Raw genomic sequence first — 19,658 nt, 5'->3', positions numbered from 1 at the left:
GCGGACAGCATGCCTCATGGTCCCACCTTCGTGCGCTCCGGGGGGCGGCGGGTGGATACGGGGGGAATCGGACGCGAGGTGCCTCACATCGCCGGTTCCGGGGGCCAGGCCGCGCCCCAGTCCGTGTCGCGGGCCGCCTTGTACAGGTCGCCGTGGCGTTTGGTGATCGTCGTACGGCTCAGTCGCCCGTCCGCCTCGCACAGATCCAGGAGCACCTGGCCCTTGCGGATCTGGGGGCGGCGGACGACGCGGGCGGGGGCGGGCGCGGCGGGCAGGCGGGTGGCGGCGACGTAGGAGAACTTCTCGTCCTCGTAGGCCAGGGAGCCGCCCTTGACCCGGCGGTGCAGGGAGGAGCGGGGGACGCGGGCGGAGAAGTGGCACCAGTCGGTGCCGGGCGCGATCGGGCAGGCGGCGCTGTGCGGGCAGGGCGCGGCGACGCGGAACCCGGCGCGGATCAGCCGGTCGCGGGCCTCGATGACCCGCGCGTACCCGGCAGGCGTGCCGGCCTCCACGATCACCACGGTCTGCGCGGCGGCCGCGGCGGCGTCCACGAGCGCGGTGCGGTCGGACTCGGTCAGCTCGTTCAGGACGTACGACACCGTGAGCAGGTCGGCGGGGTCCAGGGCGAGCGCGGCGCCGATGCGGGCACGCTGCCAGCGGGCTCCGGTCAGGGCGGGGTTGGCGGCGGCCAGCTCCCGGCCGAGGGCGAGCGCGGGCTCGGCCCAGTCGAGGACGGTGACCGGGCGGGTGCCGGCCCAGGTGTCGGTGACCGCCCAGGTCGCGGCGCCGGTGCCGCCGCCGACGTCCACATGGCTGCCGGGCACCCAGCCGGGTACGGCGTCGGCGAACGCCGCGAGGGCCGAGCGCACGGCCTGGAAGGTGGCCGGCATCCGGTAGGCGGCGTAGGCGGCGACGTCGGCGCGGTCGCGGAGGATCGGCGCGTGGGTCGGGGTGTCGCCGCGGTAGGTGGCGATCAGCCGTTCGACGGCGCCGGCGGCCTGGCTGGGCGGGAGTCCGTCGAGCATCTCGGCGAGGCTTCGGCGGAGGACGTCGGCCGGTGGTACGGGGGCGGTCACCTGGAGATTCTATGGCGCACACCGAACCCCCCGAACCGACCCCGCCCCACCCGAGGGCCCTCGCGCGGAGACGACCCACCGGCCCTGCCCCGCCGACGACCCACGCCACGGAATCCCCGGACCGGCGCCGGCCCCGCCAACGGCTCACGCGCCGAAGGCGACGTACCGGTCCCCATCCGGCCAAGGGCCTGCGCGGTGGGAGCAACCTACCGGTCCCCGTCCGACCGACCGCCCACACGGCGGAGACGGCCGACCGACCCTGACCCGCCCCTGCCCAGCCGACGGCCCGCGCGCCGGAAGCGACGCACCGGTCCCCGCCCAGCCGACCGCCCACACGGCGGAGACGGCCCACCGCCCCTGAACCGGCCCCGGCCCGCCGACGGCCCGCGCTGTCGGAATCCCCGGACCGGCCCCGCGACGGCCCGCGCCGCGGAATCCCCGGACCGGCCCCCGCCCAGCCGACGGCCCGCGCGCCGGAAGCAACGTACCGGTCCCCACCTGACCGACAGCCCACCCGGCGGGAGCGATGTACCAGTCCCCATCCCGCCGACCGCCCACAAGGCGGAGACGGCCGACCGGCCTCGAACCGGCCCGACCCCGCCGACGACCCGCGCTGTCGGAATCCCCGGACCGGCCCCGCGACGGCCCGCGCCGCGGAATCCCCGGACCCGCCCCCGCCCAGCCGACGGCCCACGCGCGGGAAGCGACGTCCTGGTCCCCACCCGGCCGACAGCCCGCCCGGCGGGAGCGATGTACCAGTCCCCGTCCCACCGACCGCCCACACGGCGGAGACGGCCGACCGGCCCTGACCCCGGCCCCTGCCCGCCGACGGCCCGCGCAGCGGATCGGCGGCGGTCCCGTGCCGGGTCGGCTGAGGGTGCCGGGTCGGCTCCCTCACACCACCGCCCGTGCCAGCCATGTGCCGAGCGCCGCCCTCGGGGTGCTGTCCGGGGGGCGGCGGCGCGGGTGGACCGTGTTCGCGAGGAGGACCAGGAAGGTGTCCGTCGCCCGGTCGAGGACCAGGGAGGTGCCGGTGAAGCCGGTGTGCCCGGCGGCGCCGCGGCCGGCGAGGGCGCCCATGAACCAGGGCTGGTCGAGGGTGAAACCGAGGCCGGGCGGGGCGAGGAGGAGGTCGGTGAACTCGGGGGCGAGGATGCGGGCGGGGCCGTAGGAGCCGCCGGCCAGCAGGGCGCGGCAGAAGACGGCGAGGTCGCGGCCGGTGGAGAAGAGGCCGGCGTGCCCTGCGATGCCGCCGAGGGCCCACGCGTTCTCGTCGTGTACGACGCCCCGCAGCATCCCCCGGTCGGCCTTGGCCCACGGCCGCCACTGGTCCTCGGTGGCCGCGGCGCCCGGCCAGGGCCCGAACCCGGTGGCGGTCATGCCGAGCGGGCGGGTGATGCCGTTGCGCACGAGGACGTCGAGGGTGCGGCCGGTGACGCGCTCCAGGACGAACTGGAGGAGCAGCATGTTCAGGTCCGAGTACCGGTACGTGCCGGGCGGGCTCGACGGCGCCTCGGCGCGCAGCATCGTCAGCCGGGCGGCGCGGTCCGGGCAGTCGTACAGCGGGAGTTCGGGGCGCAGCCCGGAGGTGTGGCTGAGCAACTGCCGTACCGTGACCCGGTGTTCGGCGAGGGTCCGGAACTCCGGCAGGTAGTGGCCCACCGGGGTGTCCATGCCCACGGTGCCGCGCTCGATCTGCTGCACCGCCGCGACCGAGGTGAACAGCTTGGTCAGGGAGGCCAGGTCGAAGGGGGTGTCGACGGTGGCCGGCACCCGGTCGGCGGGCGGCAGTTCGACGCCCGTGTCGGTGCGGGGGTCGTAGGAGGAGTAGCGGACCGCCCAGCCCGCCGCCTCGGCCACGGCGATCACGGGTCCGCGTCCGGCCACCACGACCGCGCCGGGTGCCCAGGGGCGCGGCCCGGCGGTGCGGGCGTGCACCTCGCCCACCAGGTGTTCCAGCGCTCCGGGGTCCAGCCCGGCCCGCTCCGGTGTGTCGGCGCGCAGTCTCGGTGCGCTCAGCTCTCGTCTCCTTCCGACCCCGCACGGGTGTGCTCCCGCGTGTTCCAGGGACGGCACATTCCCACGAAGCAGGCCCCCGCGACCAGTGCGGCCGCCAGTTGGACGACGGCCATCGGAACGGCGGTGCGCTCCCCGGCGATCCCGACGAGCGGCGAGGCGACCGCGCCGACGAGGAAGGAGGAGGTGCCGAGCAGCGCGGACGCCGATCCGGCGGCGTGCTTGGTGCGCAGCAGGGCGAGGGTCTGGGCGTTGGGCATGGTCAGGCCCATCGCGGACATCAGCACGAACAGCGCGGCGGCGATGGGCGCGAGCCCCACCTCGCCGAGGACGCCGGTGGACATCAGCAGCAGCGCGGTCGCGGCGAGCGTGATCACCGCGAGCCCGGTGGCCAGCACCTTGTCCAGGCTGACCCGGCCGACCAGCACCTTGCCGTTGATCTGTCCGGCGACCACCAGGCCGACCGAGTTGAGGCCGAACAGCAGGCTGAAGGTCTGCGGGGAGGCGCCGTAGATCTCCTGGATCACGAACGGGGACGCCGATATGTAGGCGAACAGCGCGGCGAAGGCGAAGCCCCCGGCCAGCATGTAGCCGGTGAAGGGCAGGTCGGCGAGGAGCGAGCGCATCGAGCGCAGGGCGTGCCCCACTCCCCCGCCGTGGCGGCCGGCGGGCGGCAGGGTCTCGGGCAGTCGCAGCCAGACCAGCGCGCCGAGCAGCGCCCCGATCACGGTGAGCACCAGGAACACCCCGCGCCAGTCGGTCACCCGCAGGATCTGCCCGCCGATCAGCGGCGCCACGACCGGCGCGACCCCGGAGATCAGCATCAGGGTGGAGAAGAAGCGGGCCATGGCGACACCGTCGTACAGGTCGCGTACGACGGCCCGCGCGATGACGATGCCGGCCGCGCCCGCGAGGCCCTGGACCAGCCGGAAGGCGACCAGCGTCTCGACGTTCGGGGCGAGGGCGCACAGGGCGGTCGCGACGAGGTTCACGGCGAGCCCGATCAGCAGCGGGCGGCGCCGGCCCCAGCGGTCGCTCATCGGGCCGACGACCAGCTGCCCGAGGGCCATGCCGAGCAGGCAGGCGGTGAGGGTGAGCTGCACGGTGGCGGCGGGCGCGTGCAGGGACCGGGTCACCTCCGGCAGCGAGGGAAGGTACATGTCCATGGCGAGCGGGGGCGTCGCGGTGAGGCCGCCGAGGACGAAGGTGACGAGGAGGCCGGTGCGGCGGTCGGCGGGGGGCGCGGTGGCGGTCTCCGGATCTTCCGTCCGCGGTGTCGGTGCCGCCGCGTGCTCGGGCATGAGTCCCCTCCCTGGGTCCAGGCGTCCCGGCCGGGACGCCTTGCTTGAAACTTCCACTGAAGCGCGCCTCCCATGTTCCCAGCTCGGACAAACTGCCGAGGAACATACGGACGACGAAGTGGACGCCTACGCTCCGTGCCATGACTGACACCCAATCGAAGATCGCGGTGGTGACCGGCGCCGGTTCCGGGATCGGCCGGGCGGTCGCCGTGGAGCTGCTGCGCACCGGCTGGTCGGTGACGCTGGCCGGACGGCACGTCGAGACGCTCGAGGAGACGGCGGCCCTCGCGCCCGCGGCGCCCTCGATCGCCGTCCGCGCCGACGTGTCCCGGCCCGAGGACGTGGCGACGCTGTTCGAGGCGGCCGTGGACCGGTTCGGCCGGCTGGATCTGCTGTTCAACAACGCGGGCACGTTCGGGCCCGGCGGGGTCCCGGTCGAGGAACTCCCCTACGACGCCTGGCGGCACGTGGTGGACACCAATCTCAACGGGGCGTTCCTGTGCGCGCAGGCCGCGTACCGGACGATGAAGGAGCAGACCCCGCAGGGCGGTCGGATCATCAACAACGGATCGATCTCCGCGCACGCGCCCCGCCCGCACTCGGTCGCCTACACCGCGACCAAGCACGCGCTGACCGGCCTCACCAAGTCCCTGTCCCTGGACGGGCGTCCGTACCGGATCGCGGTCGGGCAGATCGACATCGGCAACGCGGCGACGGACATGACGCGGCGGATGAGCACCGGCGTGCTCCAGGCGAACGGCGAGACGGCGCCGGAGCCGATGATGGACGTGGCCGAAGTGGCGTGCACCGTACGGCACATGGCGGAGCTGCCGCTGGAGGCGAATGTGCAGTTCGCGACGGTGCTGGCGACGGCGATGCCGTACATCGGACGCGGCTGACCCCCGACTCCCGCCCTCGGCACGAACATTCGCGCCACCGGAAATCCAACAGCCTTGCCCTTGCGCCCCGTTGATCCCTCGTGCTCAACTCTTCTCCACAAGAGCTTCACACTTGGAGCGGACGCATTCCGAAGCCACCGCGAGGGGGGATACGGCGGTCGTTCCACCGCACCGGCCGTCGCACCGAGGCGGCCCGGCCGCCGGTGGGCGACCGCCGTACGGCGTCAGCGCCGGTGCCGGCCACCCGGCTGGTCGGTCGGGGCCGGCGGCTCCGCGAGGTCCGGCTCCGCCGCGCGGGGCGCGGGGGGCCTGCCGGTACCGGCCGCGTCCCGCGCCGCGAGGGACCGGCGGCGGCGCCGCAGCAGGAAGCCGCCCGCCGCCGCGAGCAGGGCCGCGGTGCCCGCCGCGCCCTCCACGAGGCGGTCGGCGGAGGGACCCTTGGCCGGTGCGCCCGCCCCGCCGGCCTGCCCGCCCGCGTGTCCGGGCGCCGCGGACGCGGTCGCGCCGCCCTCGCTGAGCGGCTCGACCAGCGTGCCCACCGGCCGGGCCGTACGGCCGCGCGTGAAGCCCCAGTCGAGGAGGGCGGCGGTCTGCTCGTAGACGGCGTTGCTGCCGGTGGCCGGGTGCATGACCGTGACCAGCAGGGTGCGGCCGTCGCGGGTGGCGGCGCCGGTGAAGGTGTTGCCGGCGTGGCTGGTGTAACCGTTCTTCACGCCGATCAGGCCGTCGTACGTCTTCAGGCCCCACGCCCCGGTCAGCAGGCGGTCGGTGTTCTGGATCTGGAAGGTCTTCTTGCCGCCGGCCGGGAAGTTTGCGGTGCGGGTGCCGCAGTAGCCCCGGAAGTCGGGGTCCTTCAGTCCGTGCCGGGCGAAGAGGGTCAGGTCGTACGCCGAGGAGAGCTGGCCGGGGTGGTCGAAGCCGTCGGGACTGACCACATGGGTGTCGAGGGCCTGGAGGTCCCGCGCCCTGGCCTGCATCTCGGCGACGGTCTTGGCGATGCCGCCGTTCATGTGCGCGAGGACGTGCACGGCGTCGTTGCCGGAGCGCAGGAAAACGCCCTGCCACAGTTGCTCGACGGTGTAGGTGATGCCCGCCTTGATCCCGACGAGGCTGGAGCCGGCCGGGACGTCGGAGATGTCGGAGTCCTTGACCGTGTACTTCTCGGTGCGGTCGAACTTCTTCAGCACGGTGTCCGCGAACAGCATCTTCAGCGTGGACGCGGGCGCGAGCCGCTGATGGGCGTTGAAGGAGGCGAGCACCTCACCGGTCGTACCGTCGGCGACCAGCCAGGCGCGGGCCGTGAGCAGCTTCGCGGGCACCCCGGTGGCGCCCTCCACCTGGAGGCCGCCGCGGGCCAGCCGTTCGCCGCCGATGGCGGTGACCGGGGGCGCGGCGAGGGCCGGGGCGGCCGCGGACAGGGGAAGGGCGGCGGCGGGCAGAGGAAGGGCGGCGGCCGTCAGCCCGAGGACGGCACGCCGGCTGAGCCGGGAGGATTCGCGCACTCCGGGACGGTACACCGCGCCGAGCAGCGGATTCGGCAGCGAAGGGGGATGACCGCCAGGGAATTTGCCACGTTATGAAAATCTGACCGATGAACGTGACGTGCCCAACATGAGCAGCTTCACGCCTGACCGGTCTCGAACCGCGAGATCCGGCCGTCCTCGTCGACGGTGAAGTTCCACCGGGTCTTCATCTCGCCCCAGGTGTCGTTGCGGTAGCGGGCGACCAGAGCGCGTCCGCCGCGGGACTCGTTGTCGACGTCGATATGCCCGCGGGAGGAGAAGATCTCCTGGTCGATCCAGTCGGCGAGATCGCGGTCGGTGCCGTCGTCGGACATGGTCGCGCCGGGCGCGAGCAGGGCCAGGAAGCCGTCGCGATCATGGGCGTTGACGGCGTTGACGAAGGCCCGGACGACCGGGTCGCTGAGTTTGGCTGGCTGAATCGTCATGGCGCCAGGCTCACACCGGGCCCCCGGCCCCGCCACCGGAACCCACGCTTGGATGCGTCCGATGGTGTGACCGGTGTGGCGGTGGTAACACGGGAGAGGCTTCGTCGTACGACCTTCGCTGTGTCTCTGTCCCGCTCTCTCCGACGCCTTGGCTTGGGAGTCACCATGACCTGTTACGACCGACGTGATCTGGGCCTGCTGCTGCTCCGGCTGGGCACGGGCGGGGTACTGGCGGCGCACGGCGCGCAGAAGCTGTTCGGCTGGTTCGGCGGCCACGGTCTGGAGGGCACCGGCCAGTTCATGGAGTCCGTCGGCTACGCCCCCGGCAAGGCGAGCGCCACGGCGGCGGGCCTCGCGGAGACCGGCGGCGGCACGCTCCTCGCGCTGGGCCTGGCCACCCCGGCGGCGGGCGCGGCGGCCGCGGGCGCCATGGCGGGGGCGGCGGCGGTGCACGCGCCCAACGGCTTCTTCGCCCAGGAGGGCGGCTACGAGTACGCGGCGACGCTGGGCCTCGCCGCGGTGGGCCTCGCGATCACCGGTCCGGGCCGGCTCTCCCTGGACCACGCACTCGGCCACGTCCTCGACCGCGGCTGGATGGTCCCCGCCGCCCTCGCGGCGACGGCGGCGGGCACGGCGGTGGTGGTGGGGGCGCGGACGAGGCGGGTACGGGCGAAGAAGGAAGGCCGGCAGGGCGCGCTGTTCGAGGAGTTCGAGGAGGAGTGAGCCGCGCGCTCGCACGGCGTGCCGGACACCCGCCCGTGGCAGGCTGCCCCGCATGACCGACCAGCACCCCGCTCCCCTCGCCCTCTGGCCCGCCATCGACGAACTCTTCTCCCGCCTGGAGGCCGCGCAGACGCCCCAACCGGGCCGGGAGGGCCTGCTGTTGCGCATCCTCAAACTGTCCGAGGAGGCCGGCGAGGTCGCGGAGGCGGTGATCGGCGCGACCGGCCAGAACCCCCGCAAGGGCGTCACCCACACCTGGGACGACGTCCAGGCGGAACTGTGCGACGTCGTCATCACCGCCCTGGTCGCTCTGCGGACCCTGACCCCGGAGGCGGGCGAGGTGTTCGAACGGCATCTGAGGGGGGTGCGGGAGCGACCGCTGAAGCCGTCGGCGTAGCCTCCTGTTCGGTTGGCCACCCGCGCCGGACCGGCGGATCGGCGGTGCCGCCCGGCGTGCGGTCAAGCTCTCGTCACTTGGTGAAGACGAGACTGACGTTGTGTCCGCCGAAGCCGAACGAGTTGGCCAGCGCGGCAGACCACTGACCGGTGCGCCGCTCACCGCGCACCACGTCCAGTTCCACGCGCGGGTCGAGTTCGTCAAGATTGCGCGTGGCCGGCATCGTGCCGTCCCTGAGCGCGAACAGAGCGGCCATGGCGCCGACCGTCCCGGACGCGCCCATCATGTGACCCGTCATCGACTTCGTGGCCGTCACCGCGGCGTCGCTGCCGATGACCCGAGTGATCGCCTCGGCCTCCGCCAGGTCACCGGACTCCGTCGACGTGGCGTGGGCATGCACGACCCCGATGTCCTGCGGGCCCAGGCCGGCGTCGCGCAGGGCCAGTTGCATGGCGAATGCCTGGCCTTCCGCATCGGAGGCCGTGATGTGGTTCGCGCTCGAACTCACAGCGCTGCCGGCCAGCGTGCCATAGGCACGTGCTCCACGGGCTCGCGCGAACTCGGCACGTTCGAGCACCATCATCCCCGCGCCCTCGCCCATGACGAACCCGGAACGCCTGACGTCGAACGGGCGGGACACGGCCTCTGGGTCCATGGACTGCGTCGACAATGCCTTCATCTGGGCGAACGCCGCGATGGTGAAGGGGTGCAGGCATGCCTCCACCCCGCCTGCGACGACCACGTCCGCCCGCCCGCTGCGGATCAGGTCCTGCCCCATGGCGAGCGCCTCCGCGCCGGACGCACAGGCACTCACCGCAGTCCTGGCGCCTCCCTTCGCGCCCAGGTCCATACTCACCCAGGCGGCCGGTCCATTGGGCATCAGCATGGGGACCGCGAACGGCGACAGCCGCCGAATGCCGGCGCGTTCGAAGATGTCGTCCTGCCCGAGCGTGGTGAGGACACCACCGGTCCCGGTACCGATGACGACGGCGAGTCGTTCCGGTTCGACCTCCGGAGTACCGGCGTCCTGCCATGCCTCGCGCGTGCTGAGGATGGCGATCTGCTCACCGCGGTCCAGCTTCCTTGCCTCGGTCCTCGGGAGGAGGGCGGCAGGGTCCACCGTGAGCCCGGCCGCCACGTGCACGGGCAGGTCCGCGGCCCACTCCTCCTCCAGGAAGCGCACCCCCGACTTTCCGTCCAGTAGCGCCGCCCACGATGACGGCGCATCGGCTCCCACCGGCGTCATCGCCCCGACACCCGTCACCAGCACACGACCGTTACGGGTCACACACGCCTCCTTGAATTGTCCAGATGCTACATAGCACCTAGCTTGCCCTCACGGAGATCATGCCAGCGCTCACAATGGAGATCAGGCCAGGAGCCGACCGATTTGGAAGTGAGGGATTGTCAGATTCCAACAATGCGATCCCGTGAGCGGGAGCGCACGCTCGCTCAGCTCCGGCCGTCCGTCACAGCGAACTGCGCGGCGACGACCGCCAGCCAGCCGCTGGGTGAGTACGGCGCGGGAGGGTCGACCTCCATGCCGAGTTCCGCGACGGCGAGGGCGTAGCCGGACTCGTCCAGGTCCAGCGCGAGCAGTTCCTGCAACTCCCCGACGAGGCGGGCCACAAGGTGGCGGTCGGTGGAGTTCCGGTGGTCCTCGACGGCGGAATGATGGTGCCAGGACTGGATCTCGCCTTGGGGCAGGCCGACGTCGGGGATGGCGTAGAACTCGCCGAGCCGCAGCCGGTGCCGCCCCGGCGGGTTGTCGGCGTACTCCCGCAACTGCCGTTCGGCGCCGGCGAGGGCCCACGGCCGCGCTTCTCCCGCGCGGGCCAGGCCGCCTTGATACTCAACCGCGCCCGCGTGGACTGCGCGAGCCAGCGGTGGATGAGCTGCTCATTGGCGGTGACGACCTGCTGGGTGGCCCATTGGGCGGTCTCGCGGTCGGGGTAGGTGGCGGATCGGGTGCGCACCGTCGGTACTCCCCTGGGGCTGTGGGCGGCGGTCGGACTGTCGCGGACGGTTCAGCCGTCCTCGAAACGCCAGAGCACCAGGACGTTCTCGTCCGAAACCCCGATGAGGCAGATGTCGACGGTGAGGCCCGCAAGGACGTTGGCGTGGAACGACGAGGCCAGGAAGTCGGCCTCCGCACCGTACTCCGCATGCCCGTGATTGGTGAAGAAGAGCGCGCTGTCCCCCACGGTCGCGAGGACTTCTCGCAGACAGGTGTCACGTTCCGCGTCGGGGACGCGAAGGGAGGGGTGTGGGCCGTACAGAAGAGACCCGACCGAGATCAGCCCGGCCAGCTCCAGTGCCTGGGCAGCGGAGATCTCCAGGAGGCTGTCCCGTAATTCTCCCAAGTCAACCTGCCGGAGTACGGCATTCCCCCGGATGGCATTCATCACCGTGTCGTGCCAGTCCGATTCGCCGCGGGTGGCGAGCACGGCGAAGGACTGACGCTCGTCGAAGCGCCCCCGTGCGCAGGCGGGCAGGTCCCTCGCCGCGCTCGCCCTGGGGTCGCCTGCTGCGGTCTCTCGGTCGGGGTAGGTGGCGGATCGGGTGCGCATGATGGATCTCAGTCCTCGGAAAAGGCCCAGAAGACTCCGGCCTCAGAGTCGGAGACAACGACGAGGCCGCAGTCGGTGGTGAACTCGGACAGGCAGTTCCACTCGGTATCAGGATTCATGAGGTTGGCGTTCGGATCATCCCGAGCCTCGGCCGCATTCGTATAACATCTGGCATCCCGGCCGAAGCGAGAGAGAATCTCCTTGGCACAGACGACGAGCCGCTTCTCACGGTTTGCGAAATCCGGGATATTGATCGACTGGTAGAACTCCCCTTGCAGAGCGACCAGCAACTGCGTGGCGGATTCCCTCCCCACCGGGTACAGGAGCCTGTCGAATTCTTCGAGGCGAAGGGCGGCGAACGGCTTCTCGTCGGTCGCCGCGGAAGCGCTGCTCGGTGGGGGGACGATCAGGGCACTCCAGTCGCGCGGGTCCTTGGCCTCGAGCATCATGACCGCCTGCACATCGCGGCGCCAGTCGTCCTGGGTCCGCGGACCCACCGCCGCGAAGGCGAAAGCCCCGCCGAACAATTCCAGCAGGCCGGCCTGCCAGGAAGCGGAATCGAGCACCCTGCCTCCTTTCGTGGCTACGGCTCGTTGCTCACGCCGCGAGAGTCATTGGATTTCATCGAAGGGTTGCCGGGAGAGCTATGAACAACGCTGAGTCCTCGACCGACGCAACCGACCTCGCTTGGTTCAAGAGCAACTACAGCGGACCCGAGGGCGGCCAGTGTGTGGAGGTCGCGGCTGGTACGAGAACCGCCGTGTCGCGCGAGGCGTGGGCGGGGTTCGTCGGGTCGGCTTCGCCGGAGGCGTAGGCGGCAGACGAGTCGGGCTGTACGCCGGGTTCTGTTCTCCGGGGCCCTCGCGGGCCCCGGAGCGACGGCCATCCATCTAGGGCCGGCGTTGCCGCCGGCCTCGTGCGGTCTACCCGCGGACTCGGGCGGGCAGCCCTCGAACGTCCGCGCAGAGCGCTTGTGACGGCGCTCCTTTTGACCTTGCTCCGGGTGGGGTTTACCTAGCTGCCCAGGTCACCCTGGGCACTGGTGGTCTCTTACACCACCGTTTCACCCTTACCCAGTGCCTGAGCACCGGGCGGTTTGCTTTCTGTGGCACTGTCCCGCGGGTCACCCCGGATGGCCGTTAGCCATCACCCTGCCCTGTGGAGCCCGGACGTTCCTCGGGAAGCCCCCTAGGGGGACTCCACGCGGCCGTCCGCCCGGCTCGTCTGCCGTGCCGACCATGGTACCGGTCGTACGCGCCGCCGCGGACCGGCCGCCGTCCCCAGCACCGAGCCCGCCAGGATGAAAGCGAAGGCCAGGAGCACGGTGAGGGTCAGGGGCTCGTGCAGGACGGCGGCGCCCGCGGCCACCGCCACCGCCGGGTTCACGTAGGTGATGACCGTGGCGCGGGCGGGGCCCGCCTCCTTGATCAGCTCCAGGAAGGCGACGAAGGCGAGGGCGGTGCAGAGCACGCCCAGCGCGGCGAGGGCGGCCAGGGCCTGGGCGGAAGGGAGCGTGGCCGGGCGGGTGAGGGCGGCGGCGGGGGCGTAGACCAGGGCGGCCAGGGTGAGACAGGGGGCCGTCAGATGCAGGGAGGGGACGTCCCTTAGGTGGCGGGCGGCTATCAGGGGTGCCGTGGCGTAGCCCACGACGGTGAGCAGGACCTCGGCGAGGGAGCGGGCGTCGCCGCCGGTGAGGTGGGGCAGGGCCAGGACCGCGACCCCGGCGAGGCCCAGGGCGAGGCCGGTCAGTCGCCGGGCGCCGAGGTGTTCCGCGGTGCCGAGGAAGCGGGCCGCGAGGAGGCCCACGATCGGCACCCCCGCGATGAGCAGGCCGGACGTGGAGCTGGACAGGTGCCGTTCGGCGTCGGTGAGGGTGAACCAGGGGACGACGATCTCCAGGACCGCGAAGGCCAGCATGGGCCGCCAGTGGGTGCGGACGGTGCGCGGCAGGCCGCCCTGGCGCAGCGCGAACGGCAGCAGCAGGGCCGCGCCCAGCGCGCAGCGGGTGAACACCAGGAAGGGCGGGGACACCTCGGCCACCGCGACCTTGATCAGCAGATAGGGGATGCCCCAGACCACTCCCATCAGGGAGAACAGGAACCAGCCACGTGCAGTCATGCGGCGAGTCTCGGCCACTCCCTCACCGGGTGTCTTGAACGCTGTTGCGGTACGCCGCCGGGGTCACCCCGAGCACCCTGCGGAACCAGCGGGTCAGATGCGCCTGGTCCGCGAAGCCGACGAGGCCCGCCACCTCCGCCGGCCGCAGCCCCGCCTCCAGCAGCGCCCGCGCCCTGCCCACCCGGTACTGGGCGAGCCAGGCGTACGGCGGTATGCCCGTCGCCGTACGGAAGGCCCGCAGCAACTGGTACCGGGAAAGGCCCAAGTCGGCGGCGAGCGAGGCGAGCGTCGGCGGGGCGGTCAGCTCGTCGGCGAGCCGGTCGCGGACCGTGCGCGCGATGCCGGCCGCGCCGGGGACGCGGTCGGGCACCGGCCGGGCGGTGGAGTGCCGCCGGGCGAGCGCGGTGAGCAGCCAGGGAAACCGGGACTCGGCCTCCAGCGGGTCCGGGCAGGCGCCGAGCTCGGTGTGCGCGCGGGCCAGCGCCAGGGCCAGCTCGGGGTCGTCCAGCAGGGGTTCGGGGAAGTGCGGGGCGCCCCCGGCGGTGCCCTCTCCCAGCAGGGACGGCTCGGCGTACAGGGCGCGGTAGGCGTAGCCGTCGGTGGCGTTGGCGGGTCCGCCGGTGTGCATCTCGCCGGGGTCCAGTACGACGATCGTCCCGGCGCCGGTGCGGATGTGGCCGCCCCGGTAGTCGATCACCTCGTACCCGCCGACGCAGACCCCGATCGTGTACTCGTCGTGGGCGTGCGGGGCGTAGGTGTGGCGCCGGAAGCTCGCCGTGAGCAGGTCGAGCGGCGGCCCCTCGCGGCCGAGTCTGGTCCGCCGCCACAGGGCCCGTTCGGGTCCGGATGCGATCACTGCCTCGGTCATGGACGCCCCCCTCGTCGTACGGCGGTCACGCCGCCCGCCATCGGGAACGCCGGACGGGCCCCGCTTCCTTCCACGCGACCGGCGACGCCGAGCCCGTGCCCCCTCCGGCGGCGTCAGCGCTTGGGCGGCGGACACGGAGGGCGACATGGGGAGCGCCGCCGGCGGCCGCGCGCTCTGCTGGACGCCGGGGAGCCGGACTCGCACCAACTGGCCGCTATATCCTGCGTGTTGGGGCAGATCGAGGTCTCTCCCGTGGCCGCCGGGGCCGGGAGTTCCTCGTACTGATCGGCATCGGGGCGCGGTCCGGGGAACGCGCGCGTCGGAGGGGAGGACGCATGAGGGGCGTGCGACGGCTGGTGCTGCACGAGGCTCGGGTGTTCGGGAGTCTCGCGCTGTGGGTGGGGAGGCGGCGTCAAGGGACGGAAGGCGGGCGGGAGTTCGGGTACGCGCGCGGACAGGGGGCGACGCTGCTGGGGCTCGCGTTCGTCTGCGTGGTCGAGACGATCGGGGTGTCCGTGATGCTGCGCGACTGGCCCCTCGCGCACGACGTCATGCTGGTGCTGGACGTCTACACCGTGCTGCTCGTCCTCGGCCTGCACGCGGCCGGTGTCGTGCGGCCGCACGTGCTGACCGGGGACGTCCTGCGGGTGCGGTACGGGGTGCACGTGGACGTGCGGATACCGCTGGACGCGATCAGCTCCGTACGGCGGGAGACCCGGACGACGCACGAACGGGCGGAGGGCGAACTCGATCTGCCCGTCGGGGCGCAGACATCGGTGACCGTCGAACTCGCCTCTCCTGTCCGGTACTTGACGCTGCTCGGGCGACGGAAGGAGGTACGGGTGGTACGGCTGTACACCGACGAACCCGCGGCGCTCGTGAGGACGCTCACACCGGCGTGAACAGGGGGTTCGCCGGGCCGGAGGAGGCGCGGGGCGCGGGCGGCACCCCGTACGCTGGCGGCTGAGCGCAAGTGAAGGAGTACGTGTTGCTGGTCCTGCTGCCGCCCTCGGAAGGTAAGGCCGACTCGGGCGAGGGCGCCCCGCTGCGGCTGGAGTCGCTGTCCCTGCCGGGGCTGACCGGCGCGCGCGAGGCCGTGCTCGGGGAGTTGGTCGGGCTGTGCGCGGGCGACGAGGAGAAGGCGCGCGAGGTGCTGGGGCTCAGCGAGGGGCTGCGCGGCGAGGTCGCGAAGAACGCGGCCCTGCGCACGGCCGGCGCCCGGCCCGCGGGGGAGATCTACACCGGTGTCCTGTACGACGCCCTCGATCTGGCCTCCCTGGACGCGGCGGCGAAGCGGCGGGCGGCGCGCTCGCTGCTGGTGTTCTCCGGGCTGTGGGGCGCGGTCCGGGTGACCGACCGCATCCCCTCCTACCGCTGCTCGATGGGGATCAAGCTGCCGGGTCTCGGCGCGCTGGCCGGGCACTGGCGGGCGCCGATGGCCGAGGTGCTGCCGGAGGCGGCCGGGAACGGGCTGGTGCTGGACCTGCGCTCGGCCGCGTACGCGGCGGCGTGGAAGCCGAAGGGCGAGGTCGCGGGGCGGACGGCGACGGTACGGGTCCTGCACGCGCCGACCCGCAAGGTCGTCAGCCACTTCAACAAGGCGACGAAGGGGCGGATCGTACGCTCCCTGCTCTCGAACGGCCTGGCACCCCGCGACCCCGCCGAACTGGTGGAGGCGCTGCGCGAGCTCGGGTACGCGGTGGAGGCGCAGGCCCCGGAACGGCCGGGGAAGGCATGGGGGCTGGATGTGCTGGTGGAGGAGGTCCACTAAGGACCGTTGCGCTGTGCGCAACGGTGATTGCGGAGGGTGTGGCGGCTCGCGACGATGAGGGCATGATCCCGCCTGAGCCCATGCCGTTGCCGCCGTTGCCGCCGCCGTCGTCGCCGTCGCCGTCTCCGTCTCCGGTCGACTCCGTGCTCGATCTCGCGGCCGTCGTGCCGGTGGTCGTGCTCGCGGACGCCTCCGCCGCCGTGCCGCTGGCGCGGGCGCTCGTGGGCGGTGGGTTGCGGGTGGTCGAGGTGACGCTTCGCACGCCCGCCGCGCTGGAGGCGATCCGGGCGATCGCCGAGCAGGTGCCCGAGGCGGTGGTCGGGGCGGGGACGGTGATCACGCCGGAGCAGGTGGCGGCGGCCGTGGGGGCCGGGGCGCGGTTCCTCGTCAGTCCCGGCTGGACGGAGGGGCTGCTGGCGGCGATGCGGGGGTGCGGGGTGCCGTTCCTGCCGGGGGTGTCGACGGCGTCGGAGGTCGTGGCGCTGCTGGAGCGCGGGGTGCGGGAGATGAAGTTCTTCCCGGCGCAGGCGGCGGGGGGTACGGCGTATCTGCGGTCGCTGGCCGGGCCGTTGCCGCAGGCGCGGTTCTGCCCGACCGGCGGGATCGGGCCGGCGAACGCGGCGGAGTATCTGGCCCTGCCCAACGTCGGCTGCGTGGGCGGGAGTTGGATGGTGCCGGCGGACGCGGTGGCGGCCGGGGACTGGGCGCGGATCGAGGGTCTGGCGCGGGCGGCGGCGGGGCTGCGGGGGCCGGCGTCAGCGCAGGTGTGAGGTGTCGTTGAAGAGGCGGACGCTCGCGTTGCCGTCGGCGTAGTACGCCACGGCGGACAGGGAGGCGGCCGAGAGTTCCATGCGGAACAGGGACTCGGGCGGGGCGCCGAGGGCGAGGCGGACGAGGGTCTTGATCGGGGTGACGTGGGTGACGAGCAGGACGGTGCGGCCCGCGTGGGCGGTGACCAGCTCGTCCTTCGTGACCGCGATGCGGGCGGCGACCTCGGCGAAGCTCTCGCCGCCGCCGGTGGGACGGGCGGCGGGGTCGGCGAGCCAGGCGTTCAGGTCGTCCGGGTAGCGGTCGCGGACCTCGCCGAAGGTCAGGCCCTCCCAGGCCCCGAAGTCCGTTTCGCGCAGGCCGTCTTCGAGGACGACGTCCAGGTTCAGGCGGGCGGCGACGATCTCGGCGGTCTCGCGGGTGCGGGCGAGGGGGGAGGCGAGGATGGTCTGGACGGTGCCGCGGCTCGCCAGGGCGGCGGCGACGCGGTGGGCCTGTTCGCGGCCGGTGTCGGAGAGGGGCGGGTTGGTGCCGCCGCTGCCCGAGAATCGTTTCTGGGGTGTCAGGGGGGTTTCGCCGTGGCGGAGGAGGACGAGGGTGGCGGGGGCACCGAGGTCGGGGGCGGCGGACCAGCCACGGGCGGAGGACTGCTGCCGGTCTGAGCTACGGAGGTGCTGCCGGCTTCCCTCACGCGGGGTGCCCCCCATCGCGGCAGTGGCACGAGCGCCCGCGGCTACGGCGGAAACAGCCGCCGACTCCACGCGCCGATCACCTGCGGCGGGGCCGGGGGCCGCCTCAGCGGCACGGCTGCCCTCGGCCGCGGCGGACGGCTCCTGCGGGACAGACGGCGACTCAGCGGCACGACCGCCCGCAGGCGGGGCGTGGGCGGGCGTCGGCTCGGCGGCGTGGCTGCCCTCGGCCGCGGCGGACGGCCCCTGCGGGACGGACGGCGGCTCAATGGCCCGACCACCCGCGGCTACGGCGGCTGCACCGGCCTCCCCGGCGGCCGCGGCCGCGCTCCCCGTCCCGGCTTCGGCACCGGTTTCCGCTTCCGCCCAGGCTTCCACTTCCGTCCCGGCGTCGGCGGTCGCCTCAAGCTCCGCCGCCGACTCCCCCGCGCTCCACTGCTCCCCCCGTGCCCCCGCGTCCATCGCCTCGTTGGCCAGGCGGTCGGCGTGTTTGTTCTCGGCGCGGGGGATCCACTCGTACGTCACGCGGTCCGGCGGGAAGACGTTCCGGGCCTGCGTCGCCAGGGGTTTCAGCGAGGGGTGTTTGATCTTCCAGCGGCCGGCCATCTGCTCGACGACCAGCTTGGAGTCCATGCGGACGTGGACGGTGGCGGCGGGGTCCAGGGTGCGGGCGGCGCACAGGCCGGCCAGCAGGCCGCGGTACTCGGCGACGTTGTTGGTGGCGACACCGATGTACTCGGCCGCCTCCAGCAGCGTCTGCCCCGTCGCCGCGTCGCGGACCACCGCGCCGTAGCCCGCGGGGCCGGGATTGCCCCGCGAGCCGCCGTCCGCCTCGACGATGAACTCCCGCACGCCGTAAGCCCCCTACAGCCCGGACTCGGCCGTACGCACCAGGATCCGGCGGCAGTTCTCGCAGCGCAGCACGGTGTCGGGGGCGGCCGAGCGGACCTCGTTCAGCTCGGTGATGGCCAGCTCCTGGCGGCAGCCCTGGCAGGTGCGGGCGTACAGCTTGGCCGCGCCGATGCCGCCCTGCTGCTCGCGCAGCTTGTCGTACAGCTTGAGCAGGTCCGCCGGGACGGAGCCCGCGACGACCTCGCGCTCCTTGGTGACGGACGCGGCCTCGCGGTCGATCTCCTCGAACGCGGCGTCCCGGCGGCCGGTCGCGTCGTCGATCTTCGACTGGACGGAGGCGACCCGCTCGGTCAGCTCGTGCACCCGCTCCTGCGCGGACTCGCGGCGCTCCATGACCTCCAGGACGACGTCCTCCAGGTCGCCCTGCCGCTTGGCGAGCGAGGCGATCTCGTGCTGGAGGTTGGCCAGGTCCTTCGGCGAGCTGACCGCGCCGGAGTCCAGGCGCTGCTGGTCGCGGGCGGCGCGCTGGCGCACCTGGTCGACGTCCTGCTCGGCCTTGGTCTGCTCGCGGGCGGTGTCGCTCTCCTCGGTCTGCGCGGCCACGAGCAGGTCGCGCAGCTGGGTGAGGTCCTTGTTCAGCGTCTCGATCTCGGCGTGCTCGGGCAGCGACCTCCGCTTGTGCGCGAGCTGCTGCAGGCGGACGTCGAGGGCCTGGACGTCGAGGAGACGGATCTGGTCGGCGGGCGCGGCGTTCAGTTGGGGGCTCCCATTAGCTAGTGGTGGCGGAGGACGCCGCGTGGGCGGTCCAGGGGTCGGTGACCGTCTTGGAGACATGGACCCGCAGGTCCCAGCCGTGGCGGTCGGAGATCTCGTCGAGCTGGCCTGCGGCCTGTTCGCACCAGGGCCACTCGGTGGCCCAGTGCGCCGCGTCGAGCAGCGCGAGCGGGGACTGCGCGACGGCCTCGGAGGCCGGGTGGTGGCGCAGGTCGGCGGTGAGGAAGGCGTCCACGCCGGCCGCGCGCACCTGGTCGAAGAGGCTGTCGCCGGAGCCGCCGCTGACCGCGAGGGTGCGGATGACGGCCTCGGGGTCACCGGCCACCCGGATGCCCTGCGCGGTGGCGGGCAGCCGCTCGGCGGCGCGTGCGGCCAGTTCCCGCAGGGTGAGCGGGTGGTCGAGTTCGCATACCCGGCCGAGGCCCCGACGCCCGTGCGAGTCGGTGGGGTCCGGCACGAGGGGGCGTACGACACGGACGTCGAGCGCGCCCGCGAGGGCGTCGGAGACGCCCGGATCGGCGGTGTCGGCGTTGGTGTGGGCGACGTGCAGCGCGATGTCGTTCTTGATCAGGGTGTGCACGACCCGGCCCTTGAAATGCGCGGCCGCGACCGTGGTGGTGCCGCGCAGATAGAGCGGGTGATGGGTGACCAGCAGGTCGGCGCCGAGCCGCACGGCCTCGTCGACGATCTCCTGGACGGGGTCGACGGCGAACAGGACTCGGGTGACCTCCTGGTCGGGGTCGCCCACGACCGTGCCGACCGCGTCCCAGGACTCGGCCCGCTCGGCGGGCCACAGGTTCTCCAGCGCGGCGATGACTTCAGACAGACGGGGCACGGGAAAAGGCTACCTGGCTGTTCGGCGGGGCCGTACCGCGTCCGCCCCGCCCG

Annotated in this window: 19 protein-coding genes, 1 other RNA gene and 3 pseudogenes; 7 read left to right on the top strand and 16 right to left on the bottom strand. The window is 73.2% G+C overall.

The window, feature by feature from the left end; all coding sequences use genetic code 11:
* Positions 1 to 83: 83 nt before the first annotated feature.
* From ACZ7EC_RS07600 to ACZ7EC_RS07590, 3 genes are all read right to left on the bottom strand, one after another.
* Positions 84 to 1,076, bottom strand: coding sequence for a small ribosomal subunit Rsm22 family protein (locus tag ACZ7EC_RS07600; RefSeq protein WP_471059147.1), 993 nt, complete (start codon positions 1,074 to 1,076; stop codon positions 84 to 86).
* Positions 1,077 to 1,970: 894 nt separating this feature from the next.
* Complete coding sequence (locus ACZ7EC_RS07595) at positions 1,971 to 3,152, bottom strand: serine hydrolase domain-containing protein (protein WP_471059145.1); 1,182 nt, start codon at positions 3,150 to 3,152, stop codon at positions 1,971 to 1,973.
* Entirely contained in the window at positions 3,092 to 4,393 is a 1,302-nt protein-coding gene (locus ACZ7EC_RS07590; RefSeq protein WP_471059143.1) for a multidrug effflux MFS transporter, read from the bottom strand. The genes ACZ7EC_RS07595 and ACZ7EC_RS07590 overlap by 61 nt, the downstream gene beginning before the upstream one ends.
* A gap of 140 nt (positions 4,394 to 4,533) precedes the next feature.
* Between ACZ7EC_RS07590 and ACZ7EC_RS07585 the strand changes: the two genes are divergently transcribed.
* The gene (locus ACZ7EC_RS07585) at positions 4,534 to 5,292 is read left to right on the top strand and encodes an SDR family oxidoreductase (protein ID WP_471059141.1); all 759 of its coding nucleotides are present in this window, start codon (positions 4,534 to 4,536) and stop codon (positions 5,290 to 5,292) included.
* A 224-nt stretch (positions 5,293 to 5,516) separates the two neighbouring features.
* On the opposite strand, the gene ACZ7EC_RS07580 is transcribed toward ACZ7EC_RS07585, so the two are convergent.
* Together ACZ7EC_RS07580 and ACZ7EC_RS07575 are read right to left on the bottom strand one after the other, a co-directional pair.
* On the bottom strand, positions 5,517 to 6,794 hold the full coding sequence (locus ACZ7EC_RS07580; protein ID WP_471059139.1) for a D-alanyl-D-alanine carboxypeptidase family protein: 1,278 nt from the start codon (positions 6,792 to 6,794) through the stop codon (positions 5,517 to 5,519).
* A gap of 119 nt (positions 6,795 to 6,913) precedes the next feature.
* A complete protein-coding gene (locus ACZ7EC_RS07575) occupies positions 6,914 to 7,240 on the bottom strand; it encodes a nuclear transport factor 2 family protein (protein ID WP_471059137.1) in 327 nt (108 codons plus the stop codon).
* Positions 7,241 to 7,405: 165 nt separating this feature from the next.
* Between ACZ7EC_RS07575 and ACZ7EC_RS07570 the strand changes: the two genes are divergently transcribed.
* Together ACZ7EC_RS07570 and ACZ7EC_RS07565 are read left to right on the top strand one after the other, a co-directional pair.
* A complete protein-coding gene (locus ACZ7EC_RS07570; RefSeq protein WP_471059135.1) occupies positions 7,406 to 7,963 on the top strand; it encodes a DoxX family protein in 558 nt (185 codons plus the stop codon).
* A gap of 52 nt (positions 7,964 to 8,015) precedes the next feature.
* Complete coding sequence (locus tag ACZ7EC_RS07565) at positions 8,016 to 8,360, top strand: MazG-like family protein (RefSeq protein ID WP_471059133.1); 345 nt, start codon at positions 8,016 to 8,018, stop codon at positions 8,358 to 8,360.
* Between the two features lie 73 nt (positions 8,361 to 8,433).
* On the opposite strand, the gene ACZ7EC_RS07560 is transcribed toward ACZ7EC_RS07565, so the two are convergent.
* From ACZ7EC_RS07560 to ACZ7EC_RS07540, 5 genes and pseudogenes are all read right to left on the bottom strand, one after another.
* Positions 8,434 to 9,648 carry a beta-ketoacyl-[acyl-carrier-protein] synthase family protein gene (locus ACZ7EC_RS07560; RefSeq protein WP_471059132.1) on the bottom strand — a complete coding sequence of 405 codons (1,215 nt, stop codon included), beginning with the start codon at positions 9,646 to 9,648 and terminating at the stop codon, positions 8,434 to 8,436.
* A gap of 164 nt (positions 9,649 to 9,812) precedes the next feature.
* Positions 9,813 to 10,199 (bottom strand): annotated as a pseudogene (locus ACZ7EC_RS07555) (contact-dependent growth inhibition system immunity protein); the annotation flags it as partial.
* Positions 10,184 to 10,336: pseudogene (locus ACZ7EC_RS07550) on the bottom strand (RNase A-like domain-containing protein); the annotation flags it as partial. The pseudogenes ACZ7EC_RS07555 and ACZ7EC_RS07550, both read right to left, overlap by 16 nt.
* Positions 10,337 to 10,387: 51 nt before the next feature.
* Entirely contained in the window at positions 10,388 to 10,930 is a 543-nt protein-coding gene (locus tag ACZ7EC_RS07545; protein WP_471059130.1) for a hypothetical protein, read from the bottom strand.
* An 8-nt stretch (positions 10,931 to 10,938) separates the two neighbouring features.
* Positions 10,939 to 11,496 carry a hypothetical protein gene (locus ACZ7EC_RS07540; protein ID WP_471059128.1) on the bottom strand — a complete coding sequence of 186 codons (558 nt, stop codon included), beginning with the start codon at positions 11,494 to 11,496 and terminating at the stop codon, positions 10,939 to 10,941.
* Positions 11,497 to 11,576: 80 nt separating this feature from the next.
* Between ACZ7EC_RS07540 and ACZ7EC_RS07535 the strand changes: the two genes are divergently transcribed.
* Positions 11,577 to 11,744 (top strand): DUF397 domain-containing protein, encoded by a 168-nt coding sequence (locus tag ACZ7EC_RS07535; protein WP_471059126.1) that lies wholly within the window; start codon positions 11,577 to 11,579, stop codon positions 11,742 to 11,744.
* Between the two features lie 4 nt (positions 11,745 to 11,748).
* Here ACZ7EC_RS07535 and rnpB read toward each other — a convergent pair.
* The 3 genes and pseudogenes from rnpB to ACZ7EC_RS07520 form a co-directional block, all read right to left on the bottom strand.
* An RNA gene (gene rnpB / locus ACZ7EC_RS07530) (RNase P RNA component class A) lies at positions 11,749 to 12,153 on the bottom strand.
* Between the two features lie 118 nt (positions 12,154 to 12,271).
* A pseudogene (locus ACZ7EC_RS07525) lies at positions 12,272 to 13,015 on the bottom strand (DMT family transporter); the annotation flags it as partial.
* Between the two features lie 55 nt (positions 13,016 to 13,070).
* Positions 13,071 to 13,916, bottom strand: coding sequence for an AraC family transcriptional regulator (locus ACZ7EC_RS07520; RefSeq protein WP_471059124.1), 846 nt, complete (start codon positions 13,914 to 13,916; stop codon positions 13,071 to 13,073).
* 335 nt (positions 13,917 to 14,251) lie between these two features.
* On the opposite strand from ACZ7EC_RS07520, the gene ACZ7EC_RS07515 reads away from it, so the two are divergent.
* The 3 genes from ACZ7EC_RS07515 to eda all read left to right on the top strand — a co-directional run bounded on the left by ACZ7EC_RS07515 (position 14,252) and on the right by eda (position 16,457).
* Entirely contained in the window at positions 14,252 to 14,818 is a 567-nt protein-coding gene (locus ACZ7EC_RS07515) for a hypothetical protein (RefSeq protein ID WP_471059122.1), read from the top strand.
* An 86-nt stretch (positions 14,819 to 14,904) separates the two neighbouring features.
* On the top strand, positions 14,905 to 15,687 hold the full coding sequence (gene yaaA, locus ACZ7EC_RS07510; protein ID WP_471059772.1) for a peroxide stress protein YaaA: 783 nt from the start codon (positions 14,905 to 14,907) through the stop codon (positions 15,685 to 15,687).
* Between the two features lie 80 nt (positions 15,688 to 15,767).
* Complete coding sequence (eda, locus tag ACZ7EC_RS07505) at positions 15,768 to 16,457, top strand: bifunctional 4-hydroxy-2-oxoglutarate aldolase/2-dehydro-3-deoxy-phosphogluconate aldolase (protein ID WP_471059770.1); 690 nt, start codon at positions 15,768 to 15,770, stop codon at positions 16,455 to 16,457.
* On the opposite strand, the gene ACZ7EC_RS07500 is transcribed toward eda, so the two are convergent.
* From ACZ7EC_RS07500 to ACZ7EC_RS07490, 3 genes are read right to left on the bottom strand one after another with little or no spacing between them, the layout of a single operon-like run.
* Positions 16,443 to 17,996, bottom strand: coding sequence for a bifunctional RNase H/acid phosphatase (locus ACZ7EC_RS07500; protein WP_471059120.1), 1,554 nt, complete (start codon positions 17,994 to 17,996; stop codon positions 16,443 to 16,445). The genes eda and ACZ7EC_RS07500 overlap by 15 nt on opposite strands.
* A 12-nt stretch (positions 17,997 to 18,008) precedes the next feature.
* The gene (locus ACZ7EC_RS07495) at positions 18,009 to 18,752 is read right to left on the bottom strand and encodes a zinc ribbon domain-containing protein (RefSeq protein WP_471059768.1); all 744 of its coding nucleotides are present in this window, start codon (positions 18,750 to 18,752) and stop codon (positions 18,009 to 18,011) included.
* Between the two features lie 13 nt (positions 18,753 to 18,765).
* On the bottom strand, positions 18,766 to 19,605 hold the full coding sequence (locus ACZ7EC_RS07490; RefSeq protein WP_471059118.1) for a Nif3-like dinuclear metal center hexameric protein: 840 nt from the start codon (positions 19,603 to 19,605) through the stop codon (positions 18,766 to 18,768).
* Positions 19,606 to 19,658: the final 53 nt, after the last annotated feature.

This window comes from Streptomyces sp. NPDC037203 (assembly GCF_055605065.1).
Note: the sequence above shows the minus strand (reverse complement) of the source record. Positions and strands in the feature narration are given on the sequence as shown.